The 15,258-nt window shown below is 57.2% G+C and carries 10 protein-coding genes; 4 read left to right on the forward strand and 6 right to left on the reverse strand.

What is annotated here, in order from left to right:
* Window positions 1-56: 56 nt before the first annotated feature.
* Both Pla52nx_RS30565 and Pla52nx_RS30570 read right to left on the reverse strand, forming a co-directional pair.
* Window positions 57-1,958 (reverse strand): hypothetical protein, encoded by a 1,902-nt coding sequence (locus Pla52nx_RS30565; RefSeq protein ID WP_231741878.1) that lies wholly within the window; start codon window positions 1,956-1,958, stop codon window positions 57-59.
* A complete protein-coding gene (locus Pla52nx_RS30570; RefSeq protein WP_146519449.1) occupies window positions 1,955-2,887 on the reverse strand; it encodes a hypothetical protein in 933 nt (310 codons plus the stop codon). Before Pla52nx_RS30570 ends, Pla52nx_RS30565 begins: the two co-directional genes overlap by 4 nt.
* A gap of 308 nt (window positions 2,888-3,195) precedes the next feature.
* On the opposite strand from Pla52nx_RS30570, the gene Pla52nx_RS30575 reads away from it, so the two are divergent.
* From Pla52nx_RS30575 to Pla52nx_RS30585, 3 genes are all read left to right on the forward strand, one after another.
* Window positions 3,196-4,827 carry an alkaline phosphatase gene (locus Pla52nx_RS30575; RefSeq protein ID WP_146519448.1) on the forward strand — a complete coding sequence of 544 codons (1,632 nt, stop codon included), beginning with the start codon at window positions 3,196-3,198 and terminating at the stop codon, window positions 4,825-4,827.
* Between the two features lie 9 nt (window positions 4,828-4,836).
* Window positions 4,837-5,946 (forward strand): cellulase family glycosylhydrolase, encoded by a 1,110-nt coding sequence (locus Pla52nx_RS30580; protein WP_146519447.1) that lies wholly within the window; start codon window positions 4,837-4,839, stop codon window positions 5,944-5,946.
* A gap of 455 nt (window positions 5,947-6,401) precedes the next feature.
* Entirely contained in the window at window positions 6,402-7,001 is a 600-nt protein-coding gene (locus Pla52nx_RS30585; protein ID WP_146519446.1) for a hypothetical protein, read from the forward strand.
* Between the two features lie 195 nt (window positions 7,002-7,196).
* On the opposite strand, the gene Pla52nx_RS30590 is transcribed toward Pla52nx_RS30585, so the two are convergent.
* Both Pla52nx_RS30590 and Pla52nx_RS30595 read right to left on the reverse strand, forming a co-directional pair.
* Window positions 7,197-8,666 (reverse strand): DUF1501 domain-containing protein, encoded by a 1,470-nt coding sequence (locus Pla52nx_RS30590; RefSeq protein WP_146519445.1) that lies wholly within the window; start codon window positions 8,664-8,666, stop codon window positions 7,197-7,199.
* A gap of 25 nt (window positions 8,667-8,691) precedes the next feature.
* A complete protein-coding gene (locus Pla52nx_RS30595) occupies window positions 8,692-11,748 on the reverse strand; it encodes a PSD1 and planctomycete cytochrome C domain-containing protein (RefSeq protein WP_231741877.1) in 3,057 nt (1,018 codons plus the stop codon).
* 180 nt (window positions 11,749-11,928) lie between these two features.
* Between Pla52nx_RS30595 and Pla52nx_RS30600 the strand changes: the two genes are divergently transcribed.
* Window positions 11,929-12,717 carry an SDR family NAD(P)-dependent oxidoreductase gene (locus Pla52nx_RS30600; protein ID WP_231741876.1) on the forward strand — a complete coding sequence of 263 codons (789 nt, stop codon included), beginning with the start codon at window positions 11,929-11,931 and terminating at the stop codon, window positions 12,715-12,717.
* Window positions 12,718-12,880: 163 nt separating this feature from the next.
* On the opposite strand, the gene Pla52nx_RS30605 is transcribed toward Pla52nx_RS30600, so the two are convergent.
* Both Pla52nx_RS30605 and Pla52nx_RS30610 read right to left on the reverse strand, forming a co-directional pair.
* A complete protein-coding gene (locus tag Pla52nx_RS30605) occupies window positions 12,881-14,449 on the reverse strand; it encodes a DUF389 domain-containing protein (RefSeq protein ID WP_146519444.1) in 1,569 nt (522 codons plus the stop codon).
* 31 nt (window positions 14,450-14,480) lie between these two features.
* On the reverse strand, window positions 14,481-15,203 hold the full coding sequence (locus Pla52nx_RS30610; RefSeq protein WP_146519443.1) for an RsmD family RNA methyltransferase: 723 nt from the start codon (window positions 15,201-15,203) through the stop codon (window positions 14,481-14,483).
* Window positions 15,204-15,258 lie beyond the last annotated feature (55 nt).

Raw genomic sequence — 15,258 nt, forward strand, 5'->3', positions numbered from 1 at the left:
GTGGTTGATGACGCGGTCGCCTGCGGCTTGTCGTTAAACGAATGGTTGTGAGGGGGTTACTTGATGCTGACTGAGACTGCGGCGTTGCCCACTTGTGCATCTTGGACAACCACCGTGTCAGGGGCGTCTTTGCCCGCTTTGACGTGAAAGCTCTTTCCACGAGGCGCTCCGGGGACGAACGTGTTCCCATTGACGCGAATGGTGTAAAGGATCTCGTCGCTGGCGGCATCGACGAGCTGGACAACGGGTGAATCGACGTCAAAGGTCAACTCTCCCAGTTGCCCCCAGGACGGCGGATTGTAGTTGTCCCGCTGCGAGATCGTTCGTGGCCACCCCGGATACTGTTTCGCAGTGGGATCGGTCACGTCCACGTTTCGTGGCCAGCATTCCATCTTGATCTGGCGAGTCTTGGTGTTCAGTCGCACGATTCCGAATCCGGCCGCTCGGGTGTTGAGCAAGTTGCCGGCGGGCATTTTTTCTGGATTAGCAGCCGCGTAGTTGGTGACTTTGTTGTCAAAACCGTCCAGCAGATCGCCCGTGTACTCGGGGCTGCCGGGTTCACGATTCAGCCCTGGCTGCAGCGGTTCCCACCAGCGGAGATAGAGATTGGCAATCGATGGTACACAGAACGACCAGATCGCGTCTCGGTGTTCGTCCACTCCGTGATGAAAGATCGTGGCCAAGTGTTGATCGCCGGCATAGTGAAACGCGAATGCCTTGCGAAGCGATCTGAGCGCGCGGTTTCGTCCCGATTGAGGCCAACCGTTGGAATCCATGTCCGCGTGCAGTCGACCGTTGGCGCTGCCGTGAATGTGAGCACCGCCACAAAAGATGGTCTGCGAGAGCGCGACCTTCATTTTTGCGTGCTGCCAGTCTTGTCCCCAAGCGTCCAAGAAGTCCAGTTGCCGTTTGCCGAGCAAAACGGCTCCCCCGACATCCACGCTGGCGGGGTCGTAATCGGGATTGCGAATGTGGTCCGGACGAGGTCCTTGTTTCGGCACTCGGCCAGCCGGCCCGGTCTTGAACTTGCGGTCCTCCAGGATGGCAAAGTCGACGTTGCCCCAGTTCAAGTTGGTGAAATAGACACCGATGCCTTGGCCAATCTTGCGTGGATCAACGGGATCGGGAAAGTGGCTGGTTTGAGCGCGTTCGACTTCCTGGACATAAACGCCCGGTTGGGAATAGCCACCATCGGCTGCGCCGCTGAGCGTCGAGATCTTGCCGCTTTCGCCCCACAAGTTGGGTTGTCCCACGTCATGGTCATCGGGCAAAGACAGCGTCGGGCGGTCTTTGATGATCTCACCAAAATCGCGTCCGAATTTCAGCCATGCCGCGTAGTGTCGATTGTGGTCGTAGACTTGATCGCCTGAAAAGAACAGTACGTCGGCATCGACTTTCTTCACGTTGTCGATCAAGTCTTGGCGGGAGATGTCGCCGCCGTGTACAGGCTGGATCGAGTTGCCGGTGAATCCAACGACAACGATCTCGTCTTTGTCCACGGGATTCTTGCGGACGATGCCTTCGTACGTTGCCTGCGGAGCGTTTCCTGATGGGCCATGCAGCACGCGGTACTTGTACGATTGGGTGTCGTCCCAGTTTTCAACGCGGAACGGTGCCGTCCAGCCAGCCTGGATCACATTTGTTCGGGCGACTTCGACCCACTGGCCGTCTTTCTCGATTTCCAGGCGAGCGGTTTTGTCCTCGTCCGCTTTCAGTGGATACAGTTGAGCGGTCAGCTTGAGTGTCTTGTCGTGAACGGTGTAAAACGCAAAACAGATGACTTTGTCGCGTTCCACCTCGGGGATCGTCAGGTCCACGCGGCCGCGTCGATTGTTTGCATTTTGTTGAGCCAACGTCGGGGCAGTCGTGCCGAGCCACACCGAGCAGCAAACGGCGGCGGCAAGACTAGTCAACAATATCTGCGGGTTGGTTTTCATACGTGCGAGGTATCGATTCATTGGGATGCCGGAATAGGTGATGGTTTCGCGTCTAGTTTATCTGAATCAGCCGTCGGATGCGTTGGCCGCCAAATCATCAGCAGATACAGGGGGATCAGGAAGTGTGGTGCACGGAAAACTGCTTCGTGCAAGTACTGGTCGGCACCCCAGAAATTCAGTTCCCACGACATGCCTGCGACGGGCCGGGCAATCGCAGTCAAGAATCCCCAGGCCGTGGCGTACAGAGCACTCGGGCGACGCAGGAAGGGAACGCAGATTCCGATGCAGACCAGAAAATCAAAAACGCCAGCGGTTCGCAGCAGGGTTTGAGCGGTGGGGTACTCCACCCCAAGGATCAACGTCGTCATCGCATAAAACTTGCCAGGCGTCGGCCACCAGCCGATCGCGTAGCTGCCGTGGCCGGCGAAGGTCATGATCAGGGCAATGATCGCGGTGACCACCGTGACCCGGTGGCGAGCCCCCAGGGAAAGTGCCATCACCAGCAGGATCGGGATCAGCATTTGACCGCCGTGCTCGATGAACATCGGAAACTGACTTTGCGATCGAACGTAGGCCGCATAGCTGAGCAGCGTCAGCAACCCGCTGCCGAATACCAAGACGCCCATCTGGATCCACGATCGCTGGCGAACCGTTAACGTCAATAGCGTGCACGTCAGATACAGCCACCAGATTTTGCCCATCCATTTTTGCACCAATCCATCGTCGGCCCCTGTGCCAACGAACTCATCCCACGACAGACCGAGTCGGCTTGCAAGTTCGTAGGTGGAGTCGTGCCAAAGAAGCACTCCATAGGGTGCTTCCCAATAGTAATGCACCCAAGTCCAACCGGCGAAGCAAAGGAAAGCGCCCAAGCGGAGACAGAGCAGCGGCAACCTGTCCACGGGCGGGGTGCTGCCCTGGAATTGTCTTTCGTCGTTGGTCTTCGGCATCGCGTCAGTCATTCCGGTTCTTGCCGCGTGGTTGGTGGAGCTACTGGGACACAACGTAATGGGATTCGCCAGAATTCCCTGACACAGTGTTTTCGCGACGTATCGCCTGATCCATTCGTTTCTCAGTTGATTTTAGCCTGACGTTCGGTGAACTCATTCATGATCATGCCGAACGTCGCACGATTCTGACGTCCCAGAATCGGGGCAATCAAGCGCAGTCGATGGAAACTTGATCGACTATCATGAACGGGCCAAGCCGGCCGAAGCGTCCCACCTCAAAATTCCGCCTACCCATCGACACTCTCGAGATGAATTTAATATCTGGTTTCAAGACCGGTGCGTCCATCGTCACGTTCCTTCTCATCGCCGATGCGAGCCAAATCACACTCGCGCAAATTGCCGATCCCATTGCCAAAATGCAGGCCGATGCCGTGGAAACTCGGCAAGCGGATTGGGGGCATTGGGGCCCCAATCCAAATACGTACTCCAGTTGGAAGACCCACAGTAATCGCTTGATTCCTGTATACACGTTTGGAATCGATCTCAACTTGGTTCGCGGTGAAAAAAGTGTCTACCGTGATGCGTCAGCGCTCGAAAAACTTTATGGCTATCTCCCGGAAAAGACGGTCAACCCTGAAGCGGAGTACTTTGACCAAACGGACATCTATCGACTGCAGCGGGCGGCCATCGAATCGGGAAAGAAACGCGTGATCTTGTTTGTGTTCGACGGCATGGACTGGGACACCACGCGAGTTGCCGCGATCACGCAATCGGGCAAGATCTACCACAAAGGACGTGGTGAAGGACTGCATTTCCTCGACTATCGAGGCGCACCGACGGACTACGGCTATTGCGTCACCAGCCCTCGCACCGAAGGCACCTCGGTCAACGTCGACACACAGACGGTGTTGAATCCCGAGGGCAAGCTTCGCGGCGGATACGACCCATCATTGGGTGGCGATGCACCCTGGCAGCCCATCACCGACGCCGACTATCCGATCGGAAAGAGCAAGCAGACGAGGCACGCCTATGCGGAGTCGTCCGCTACCGCAACATCGATGACCACGGGAATCAAAACCTACAACGACGCGATGAACGTCGATTTCATGGGTCGAGAAGTGCTACCGATTGCCAGAGACCTGCAAGGCAAAGGGTTTGCGGTCGGCGTCGTGTCGAGCGTTCCGATCAGCCATGCCACACCGGGATGCGCCTATGCCAATAACGTGCATCGCAACGACTACCAAGACTTGACACGTGATCTGATCGGCCGACCCTCGATCTATCACCCCGGCGGATTGCCGGGCGTCGACGTGCTGATCGGAGGCGGATGGGGGATCGACAAAGACAAGGACGGTGGCCAAGGCAAGAACTATGTTCCAGGCAACAAGTACATTGCGGCAGAGGATCTGGCCGCGATCGATGTAGCCAATGGTGGCCGGTATGTCGTCGCCCAGCGAACCGAAGACATGGCTGGACCGGACGTCTTGAGCAAAGCCGTCCAGCAGGCAAAAGAAAACGGCAGTCGTCTGTTCGGCTACTTCGGCGCACAAGGCGGCCACTTGCCATTCCGGACCGCCGACGGGGGCTACAACCCGGTGGCCAGCTTTGGAAGCTCGAAACCAGAGAAGGCGGAGGTCTACAGCAAGGCCGACTTGCTCGAAAACGTCAAGCTAAAAGACATGGCCGTGGCTGCATTGGAAGTTCTAGATTCGCGTTCAGATCAATGGTGGTTGATGATCGAATGCGGCGATGTCGACTGGGCCAACCACTCCAACAACATCGACAACTCGATCGGCGCAGTCCTCAGCGGCGACGAAGCCTTTGCGGAGGTCGTGACGTGGATCGAGCAGCACGGCGGCTGGGACGAAACGGCGTTGATCCTCACCGCCGATCATGGCCACTATTTCAATCTCGATCGCCCCGAAGCCTTCCAACCATGAGGTTTGACCATGCGTTTGCTCCTCACGCTCCTCCTATGCGGACTTGCCGTTCCAGTTGCAGCTCAGACGCTGCAGCCCGTTCACGTATCCCGCGACAAGACACATTTTGTACTTGGTGATACTGAACAGCGGTTTGTTGTTTGGGGAGTCAACTACGACCACAACAGCGATGGCGAGCTGCTGGATGAGTACTGGGTGGATCGCTGGGACGAAGTCGTCGAAGACTTTGGGGAGATAAAATCGCTGGGTGCGAATTGCGTTCGCATCCACCTGCAACTCGGCAAGTTCATGGATGCGGCCGATCGGCCGAACCAGTCGGCACTCGATCAACTGGCGAAACTATTGAAGCTGGCGGAGGACACGGGTCTGTACCTCGATATCACGGGCTTGGCCTGCTATCACAAGGCCAACATCCCCGAGTGGCTGGATCCATTGAGTGAACAGGAACGCTGGAAAACGCAAGCTTTGTTTTGGGAATCGGTAGCGAAGGTTTGTCGTGACAGTCCCGCCGTCTTTTGCTACGACCTGATGAACGAACCGATCTTGCCCGGTAACAAGAAAGCGGGCGAGGAAGCGGAGACGCAGTGGCTCGGTGGCGAGCTTGGCGGCAAATTCTTTGTGCAGCGATTGTCACTCGATTTGGCCGGACGAACACGTCACCAACTCGCCAAGGCGTGGGTCGATCAAATGGTCGAAGCGATTCGAAAACACGACGATCGTCATATGATCACCGTCGGCGTGATCCCCTGGGTGTTCGCATTCGGAGGAGGCAAGCCGTTGTTTTATTCACCGGAAGTCGGCGAACGGCTCAATTTTGTTTCGGTGCATTTCTATCCGAAAAAAGACGAGGTTCAAAAAGCGGTCACCGCACTGCGAGCCTACGACGTTGGAAAGCCAATCGTGATCGAAGAAATGTTTCCGCTGAAGTGCTCGGAGGATGAACTGGCCCAGTTCGTCTCCCAATCCTCGGAGTTTGCCGATGGCTGGATCAGTTTCTACTGGGGGCAAACGGCAGAGCAACTCCGGGAAAAAGAACCCGCAACCATTGCCCACGCCATCACCGCATCCTGGCTGCAACGGTTTCAAACGATGTCAGCCCAGATGCGAGGCACGAAATGATTGCGGATCTTAGTCTATAATGCCCAGGCTAGATCTGTGCTGTTCAAGTTTGGGGCTGCGGCACTGTGGCGATCCACAAGTTCCTGTCAGCTCTCCCGACGCAGCCGAGAGGTAAGATTTTTGTAGCACGGCAAGAGGCGTATGGTTTGTGTTTGGGCGGATGGTGGTGTTCGTTTTCGACTTGGAAAGTCGAACGACAATCGTCGCTCGACTTTCCAAGTCGATAGCGTGCCCCGTCAAGTGTGTTGCCATTCCCAACCAATGACTTAAGTAGACAGGCCCCCTCCCTCGCATTCGCCTCAGCGGCTCTGCTCGACCTCCCCCAAGTTCCTTGGGGGAGATGACAGTGGACAAGAAATGGCTCAAAAAATAGCGTCGAAACATCGAGTCAACAAGAAAGATTGAACGGCCCTGGCTCGAACCTATTCCCCGACGACCTAACGATGGACCACCTGATGACCAAATTGCTTCTGATTTTGACTCTGTGTTTGATGACCATTCCGACGGCCCCGGCGGAAGAACTGCGTGATGATTTTTCCGATCCCAAGATGAAAGGCCGTGCGGCGCTGCGGGGCGATTGGAAGTTTGAGAACAATAGCGCGAGTTGTGTTGCCGATCCCGAGTTGTACAAAAAGTACGATAACCACGGTCCGATTTTGCGTTGGCCCGTCGAGATGACCGATGGCACCGTGGAGTTCGAGTTTCAGTGCAGCGACGTCGAGCGATTGGTATTGACGTTTAACAAGGAAGGTCACGTGTTGCGGATGGGATTCAACGCGCCGGGCAAATCGTCGATCTTTGGTTGGATCGGGCAGTCTTCCAAGGAGAACAAGCCCAAGACGATTGTGAAGGAAGGCGTTCCATCGATGCAGGACCTGAACGGGCGGCTGTGGAGCGTTTGCAAAATCGCGATCAAGGGCGATGAAGCGGATGTGATGATCGGCAACTACAAGACGAAGATCAAACACCCATCGATCGCCAGAGAGAAGGGTGAATTCACGATCTCATTCGCATCGGGCAAGTTTGCGGTGCGTGATTTTCGAGTGACGTACTAGTTTCGGTAGGTCATGCTTTGCATGACATGATCCTCTCAACGCAGACCAACGCGCGGTGTGTCACCAACCGCCGCCCGCTCAACGAATCCGCCGTCCGTTGACATGGGGCTAACCACTTTTCGTCATGCATAGCATGACCTACGTCTACTGAGCGGCAAGCCCGATGGTGGCGGCGATTACGCCTTCGGCTTGTCGTTAAACGAGGAGATCGTGTTGAACGATGCCGTGTACGTCGGTCAAGCGATACTGGCGGCCTTGATGACGAAAGGTCAATCGTTCGTGGTTCAGCCCCAGCAGGTGTAGCAGGGTTGCGTTGAGATCGTGTACGTGAACGGGCTTGTCCACGATGCTGTAGCCCAGTTCGTCGGTTGCGCCGTGGATCGTTCCTGGTTTCGTTCCTCCCCCGGCCATCCACATCGCAAAGGCGTCGCGGTGATGGTCGCGACCGGGCGACGTCTTTTTGCCTTCTTCGTTCGCTCCTTGGGCCATCGGCGTTCGACCAAACTCAGCCGACCAGACCACCAGCGTTTCATCCAGCATCCCGCGTTGTTTTAGGTCCTGGATCAATGCAGCAATGGGACGATCCACTTGATCGCATTTCTTGGGCAGACCGCCGTAAAGGTTTCCGTGATGGTCCCAACCTTGATCAAAGAGCTGGACGAACCGCACACCGCGCTCGACCAAGCGACGGGCGAGCAGACAATTGTTAGCGAAACTGGGTTTCCCCGTTTCTTTGAAGCCATCGCGAAATGTTGTCCCATAGAGGTCATGGATTCGTTGAGACTCGCCACTGAGGTCCATCAGATCTGGCACCGACGTTTGCATGCGATACGCCATCTCATACTGATCGATCCGTGTGGCGATCTCGGGGTCGCCCACATCCGCCAACGTGTCCGCGTTGAGTTGATTGACCGCGTCGATGATTCGTCGACGGCTGGCATCTTTCACGCCCGGCGGATTGGATAGGAACAGAACCGGGTCGCCTTGCGAGCGAAACTCGACGCCTTGATAGACCGTGGGCAAGAATCCGCTGCCCCAAGCCGAATTGCCCGCTCCGAGAACGCTGCCAGTGATCAGCACCACAAATCCTGGCAGGTTTTGATTTTCGCTGCCTAGACCGTAGGTCACCCATGAACCCAGCGACGGTCGACCAAATCGACCGAAACCGGAGAGCATGAAGAGTTGAGCGGGTCCGTGATTGAACTCGTTGGTGTGCATCGAACGAATCATGCACAACTCATCGGCCACGCCTTGTAATTGCGGCAGCAGATTGGAAATCTCCATTCCGGATTTTCCACACTTTCGAAAACCCCAATCGCTGGGCGTTCCGAACAGACTCGGTTGCGATCGGATGAACGCAAACTTCTTGCCCTGAAACATTTCATCGGGGCACCGCTCGCCGTTGCGTTTGGCCAGTTCGGGCTTGGGATCAAACAGGTCCAGGTGCGACGGCGAGCCGACCATGTGGATGTGGATCACGCTCTTGGCACGAGCGGGGAAATGCGGCGGCTTAGGATCGAGCGGTCCGGGGGTAGCGTTCGACTGAGCATCCGCCGCGTGTCCGATGCCGTCGTTGCCCAGCAGAGAGCCCAAAGCGATGGACCCCAATCCGAAACCAACTCGGCTGAGGATTTGACGACGTGAGGTTGGGATTACAAAAGTCATTTGGTTTTGATGATGAATGCTTGTGTCAATTCAACGTGATCGTTTCATCCAAGTTCAACAGCGCGCTGGCGACGGAGTACCACGCGGCCACTTCGATCGCATCGAATTGCTCGTCGCGAAACGTCTTGGGCAACACCGAGAGCCGCTGCTTCACTTCGTCCGGCTGCTCCGTCAAACGCTGACGCTCGGTGCGGTACAACCCGACAAGCACACGGACTTGTTGATCGTTTGCCCAACGCCCTGTCGCAAGTGAGAACGCGTACCGGGCGATGTCGTCCACGTTGTCCGTGTCTGTTTCTCGCAAGACACGCTGAGCCAGAGCCACGGCAGCCTCCGCATAAGCGTGATCGTTCAGCAAGACCAACGCTTGGAGCGGTGTATTGGTCCGCGGACGTTTGACCGTACACGAGGCCCGATCGGGTGCATCGAAGGTGACGAAACTTGGGTAGGGCGCTGAACGTTTCCAAACGACATACAAACCGCGTCGATATCGATCGGCATCGTCGGCCGCTTTCCAAGTCGGCTGGTTTCGTCCGACCGCTCGCCAAATCCCATCGGGTTGATAGGGCATGATCGGTGGTCCACCGGATTGCAGCGACAACAAACCTGAAATCGCCAAGGCATTGTCGCGAATCGTTTCTGCCGGCAATCGATACCGTGGCCCACGTGAGAGCCAGACATTGTCCGGATCCTGTTGTAACTGTTGCGACGTCATCGACGAGGATTGGCGAAACGTCGATGACAATACGATCGTCTTCAGGACTTGCTTGATCGACCATTCGTCCTGCAGCTCCAGAGCCAGAAAGTCCAATAACTGCGGATGGCTTGGCGGTTCGCTCTGTGTGCCGAAGTCTTCTTCGGTAACGACGATGCCGCGACCGAAAACTTGCGCCCACAAACGATTGACGGTGACTCTGGCCAACAACGGGTTGTCGCGATCGACCAACCAACGAGCCAATCCCAATCGGTTGGCCGGCATGTCATCGTCCAGCGGATGCAGTGACGCGGGCGTACCCGGCGAAACTGGGTCACCCGGCGACAAGTAATCTCCACGCAGCATGACGAATGTTTCACGCGGCTCTGGTTCCTCGACCATCACCAAGGTCGTCGGCGGAGCCATCTTGTCGATCGCGTTCTCGGTCGCGGTGATTCGTCGCTGCAGTTGCTGCACTGCTGGATTCTGTCCATCGAAGTGGGCTCTCAGCTTCTTCAGTTCGCCAGGTTTCAATGGGCCTTCACTCATCAGGTATTGAGCGATCTGATCGGGTAGGTCCGCGGTTTCGGGCGATCCGACCAGCAATGAAATGCGAGGCCGACCGATGACCCGTCCTCGACCAAAACGCTGATCCAGGGTGATGACCAGGCGAGCATCCGGATCGGGTGCAACGGGATCGATCGTGTGAAATTCGGCCCAGTGTTCCTTTTTAAATTGTGGGGCGATCGCCCAACCGGTCCCGGTTTTGCCGTCCACCGCATTGGCGACTTCATACTTCGGTTGAGAAAACGATGCGGTGGCGGAGCCCAACTCGACGGACCTCAAGTCCTCGGCGGTTTGCACGTTCAGTTCCAATTCGTGTAACACAAAATTTGTGCGTTCGGCATCCCCGCGTCCCGGACCGCCGCCGGGCAGGTCGTCGTGCCGTAACGCTTCCAAGCGAATCCCGATCACCGGCTGGGCGACATTTGCGTACTCGAATCGATACACCGTCGAGCCGGGCAATCCACCGGAGATCAACACGGACTGGTCATCAAGAATCTCAGCCGCTTCGTCGCCGCTGCTGGTGAACGAGGGGCGTGGCGTGATCCACTCGGCGCGTCCGGAGGCAAGTGCCTGACGCGTGGACTGTTGCCACTGGCGAAACTGTTCATCCGTGTTGATGGAGTCGTGTTGTTTTTTCAGCTCGGTTAACTGTTGTCGAAGCGAGACCAGTTCGGATTCCTGTTCCGATGCCAACGGTAGGTCCATCTTGGGACCGACGAAATCAAACTGAACACCGGACTGTTTCTCGACCTCCAATGGAGTGTTGTTGAAATACGCGAACAGGCGATAGTAGTCTTGTTGAGTGAACGGATCGTACTTGTGATCGTGACACTGGGCGCACTCGATGGTCGAACCCAGGAACACGGTTGCCGTCGTGTTCACACGATCAAAGACTTGTTCCACCCGGTTGGCTTCGGGATGGACGCCGGCCTCCACGTTGCAGGTGGGCGTACGATGAAAACCGGTGGCGATGCGAGTCGATGCATTCGCATCGGGCAACAAATCACCCGCAATCTGCTGGGTGACAAACTCGTCAAACGGCATATCGTTGGCGAATGCGTCCACGACCCAATCTCGATACGCCCAAGCGTCGCGCAATTGATCCGCTTGAAAGCCGTTTGAATCGGCGTAGCGAGCCAAGTCCAGCCAGTGACGTGCCCAGTGCTGACCGAACGCGGGTGACCCAAGCAACTCGTCCACCAACGCTTCATAGTTCTCGTCGCTCGGATCGTCGGCCAAGTCACGCAGTTGTTCTGGCGTCGCTGGCAGACCGGTCAGTGCCAATGAAACGCGGCGTGCCAACGTTTCAGGACTCGCGTCGGGTGACGGGGACAATCCGGCCTGCCCGAGTCGACTTAGGACAAACTGGTCGATGGGATTCCGCGTCCAGTTAGAGTCGGTAGCCGGCACATCGGGCCGTTGTGGCGTTTCATAAGCCCAGTGTCCGGTCGTGCCCCAGTCCTTGGGAACGTCAGCACCTTGGTGGATCCATGAACGCAGGACTTGCACTTCGCTCTTTGTCAGTGGCTCTCCATCCAGTGGCATCCGATCGCCGAAATCAGAATCGGTCAAGCGAGCGATCAGTAAGGACTGATCTGGTTGGCCCGGTACCACAATCGTTTCGTCACTTTCGGCGACGCCCAACAATCCCTGTGCATCGGCCAGGGTCAGGCCACCCTCCTGCTGTGATGCGCCATGACACCGATCGCAGTGCCGGCGAAGCAGAGGTTGCACGTCTCGATGAAAGTCGATCTCGCCGGCAACCACCGACGCGGCGATCGCGATGACAAGTCCTGGCAGCAGGGCGACGCATCGCATCATTGCGAATTTCTCCTCTGGTTGATTCGTGGACGAACGAGCTGGGTGATCCGAATATCTTATCGTAAGTGACCGAGGTCATCGCTTCACCACAAATTTCGCGGCAAGTCGTTGTTCCCCGCTGTTTTGCTGCATAATGCTGTGATTGATCCAAGATGAGCCCCCCAACAATCGAGAGAAAACGTGTTGGAATCCACTCCCCTGCCCGGTATCAAGTTGTTCGATTTGCATGACCGCGTGGCGATCGTCACGGGCGGCTCCAAAGGCCTGGGGTTGGCCATGGCCGCCGGGCTGGCCTCCGCCGGCGCCAGAATCGCAGTGTGCAGCCGAGATGCTGATGAAGCCCGCCAGGCGGCCGAGCATCTGCAATTGCAGTACGCCCAGCCTTGCATTGGTGTCGCAGCGGATGTCACACAACCTGACGAAATCGAAGCGTTCGTCGCCGAAGTCGAAAGCACCTTTGGTGGCGTGGACATCTTGATCAACAACGCGGGGATTAACATTCGCGGTCCGATCGATGAACTAACGCTGGACGATTTTCGCCAAGTCCAGCAGATCAACGTGGACGGTGTTTGGTCCATGTGTAGGGCAACGATCCCACGAATGCGAAAACGAGGTGGCGGCCGTATCATCAATCTTGCCAGCACACTCGGACTGGTCGGCCTGGCCAACCGCACGCCGTATGCGACCAGCAAGGGAGCCATTGTGCAGATGACGCGTGCACTGGCGCTGGAATTGGCAGGCGATCACATCAACGTCAACGCGATCTGCCCGGGTCCGTTCTTGACACCGATGAACGAGCCGATCGCGGACACGGAGGAAGCCAAGAAGTTCATCGTCGGTGCGGTGGCGCTCAACCGATGGGGGCGACTGGAAGAAATCCAAGGCGCCGCGATCTACTTGGCCAGCGCCGCATCGAGCTACACCACCGGCAGCATGTTGGTCGTCGACGGTGGATGGACGGCGAGGTGAGCAAGATCCTTCCAAAGGATGGTGTTCGTTTTCGACTCGGAGAGTCGAACGACTGTCGCTCGACTTTCCAAGTCGATCGCGTGCCCCGCAATGCGTTTTACGAGATCTAAACACGTTCTTGCGCAGTCTGGCCCCCTCCCTCGCATTCGCCTAAACGGCTGACTCAATCAGCGGGTTCTTGCTGAGCGGGCTTTTCCTGGGCGGGCTTTTCCTGGGCGGGCTTTTCCTGGGCGGGCTTTTCCTGAGCTGGGAAGATGGCGTCGGGCTTCACGGCCGAGGCGAGCAACAGCAAAGCCAGTGTGCAAAGCAGCATGAAGGTCCGCATGGTCCACCGGTCGCTGGCATTCTGTTTGCGCTGGGTCCGAATGCCCCTGGCCCAAAGCACGAAGGACGAACCGACCATGATGGTCAACACGTTGGTGGTCACCAGCAGCAGTGGGCCGAGTACGGGGATTCCGTCTTCGGTGCGGATGAACTCGCCGAACGCGATCTGAAGTCCAGCGGTTGAGATCGGTGGCACGAGGGCTGCCGCGATCGCGGCACCGGCCAACGCGGAGGAGAGGTGGCTGCGGGTTCGCGCGTAGGAAGCGGCGATGCCGCCGACCAGTCCGACGCAAAAGTCGAGTGGGCTGGGGCGACAGCGTGACCACATTTCGGGTGTGACCTCCACCTCCAGGAAAGTTCGTGCCAGTAGTCCGAACAGCATGCTCGAGACCAACGCGCCCACAAAGCCCAGTGCGATTGTCAGCCATGCGGAACGAAACAGCGGCCGGTTGCCGACACTGAGAGCGAGTCCGGCACCGAGAATCGGAGTCATCAGCGGAGCGATCAACATGGCACCGATGATCACCGAGGCGGAATTTTGAATCAAACCGAATGCGGCCAACATGGCGGCTGCGGAGATCAGCCCGAGGTACTCCCAGTTGGCTTGGGAGCCGACCTCCAATTCTTTGGTCAGCTCGATGCGCTGCTCTCTCGCCATCGAGGGTGCGACCGTTTCGCCCCAGCGACGTAGGCGAGCGACCCAGTTCATCACCGTCGTCGGACCGCGTCTGACCAGGGCAACCGAAACCTCTCCATTGCTGTTGAGCAATTCCAACGCCCCGTCGAGAATTAGATCGACGTTCCGGCCACGTTGAATGTTGATCAACAACAGATCGCCCGGCAACGCATCGGCTTGCTGAAGCTGGATCGACCATGGCGAAGAGGATTCCTCATCGGAGGTGCCCTCCGTCGACTTGGGCGCGGCTCCTTCGTCGGGCAACTCAGTCCACAGGAATCGCTCGGGTTCCATCTCCAACAGTTCACGGCCGATGGAACTGAGTGATCCAGAGTCAGACTGCGTCAATCCCCAAAGATGTGATTCGCCGATCGGCGGCTCCGCAACGGCATTGAGCCATACGGTGGAGCAAGATGCATGTTCAAAGAGTTCTCTTTGCAGCGAGTGTTGGTCCACGCCATGCATCACGATCAGCCATCGACATTGGATGTTGTGGACAAACTCATTGACCGCTTGCAGTGTTTGGGGGACCACGGCAACCGAAGCGAGTTGCGTTTCCTGACGCTGCAGTTTTTCCTCCAACCGCGACTCCACCAGTTTTCTCAAGACGGCTCGGTCCGAACCAAGAATCAGGACGTGCAGTTCGTGGTCACCTGCTTCTGCCAATCGGACACCCCAGTCGGCGCCGCTACGAAACTGTTCTTCGGAGCTGATGACCAGAACGACACTCATGATTGATTCACCTTTGCCCCGTTGAGCGTGTTCACTGAAGTCCGCAGGTGAGTTCTGGTTGGATGAACGAGAGTCGGGTGTTGCCGTAGACGCGGTGATCCCAGTTCCCAGCGGGGAGTAAATCCGGGTCGAAGTGTTTTTCGCTCTCGGCGACCAGGATGCTGCCCGGGGCACTGTGGGCGAGCATGGTTTCGATCAGCCGCAGCAGGTCCGGTAGTGCTTCGTCCCAAAGAGCGTAGGGCGGGCAGAGAAAAACAACGCGAGGCGTATCGTCCATCGGATTGTCGCTCGGCGGTGGCCCCAGAAAGCTGGCCCCGTGCCGGAACGCGTCGCCATTGACGACCAGCAGTTTGTCGGAGACGCCAAGTGTTTCCCCATTGGACTTGAGGACTTCGGCGGCATGACGGGATCGTTCGATGGCGATTGCCTTGTCTGCCCCACGGCTGATGGATTCGATCGCCAGGGCACCGGTGCCGGAGAACAGGTCGATCGCGACCGAACCTTTGACCGTCTGCCCCAGGATATTGAAAAGGTTTTCGCGGACGTTGTCTCGCATCGGTCGTGTGAAATCGGCACCATGGTATTGGATCGAACGCCCTCTCAAGCTGCCGCTGATGATGCGTAGCTTCGCGGCCCGCGTGGTCTTCACCGGGCGTTTGGGCCTTTGTTTGCCCGACTGATCGCTGCTGTCGGCGTCGAAATCTCGTACACGCGGTCGTTTGCCGCCACGGTTGCCCGGTTTTGATTTGCTCATGGCGGGCAGTATAACAACGAGCAGAGCGTTGCCGATGACGGTCAGAACACCAAAA

This window comes from Stieleria varia (assembly GCF_038443385.1).
Lineage (GTDB): Bacteria > Planctomycetota > Planctomycetia > Pirellulales > Pirellulaceae > Stieleria > Stieleria varia.

Coding starts and splice junctions, on each gene's coding strand:
- Pla52nx_RS30565 (WP_231741878.1), bottom strand. CDS start 1,958: ATGAATCGATACCTCGCACGTATGAAAACCAACCCGCAGATATTGTTG.
- Pla52nx_RS30570 (WP_146519449.1), bottom strand. CDS start 2,887: ATGCCGAAGACCAACGACGAAAGACAATTCCAGGGCAGCACCCCGCCC.
- Pla52nx_RS30575 (WP_146519448.1), top strand. CDS start 3,196: ATGAATTTAATATCTGGTTTCAAGACCGGTGCGTCCATCGTCACGTTC.
- Pla52nx_RS30580 (WP_146519447.1), top strand. CDS start 4,837: ATGCGTTTGCTCCTCACGCTCCTCCTATGCGGACTTGCCGTTCCAGTT.
- Pla52nx_RS30585 (WP_146519446.1), top strand. CDS start 6,402: ATGACCAAATTGCTTCTGATTTTGACTCTGTGTTTGATGACCATTCCG.
- Pla52nx_RS30590 (WP_146519445.1), bottom strand. CDS start 8,666: ATGACTTTTGTAATCCCAACCTCACGTCGTCAAATCCTCAGCCGAGTT.
- Pla52nx_RS30595 (WP_231741877.1), bottom strand. CDS start 11,748: ATGATGCGATGCGTCGCCCTGCTGCCAGGACTTGTCATCGCGATCGCC.
- Pla52nx_RS30605 (WP_146519444.1), bottom strand. CDS start 14,449: ATGAGTGTCGTTCTGGTCATCAGCTCCGAAGAACAGTTTCGTAGCGGC.
- Pla52nx_RS30610 (WP_146519443.1), bottom strand. CDS start 15,203: ATGAGCAAATCAAAACCGGGCAACCGTGGCGGCAAACGACCGCGTGTA.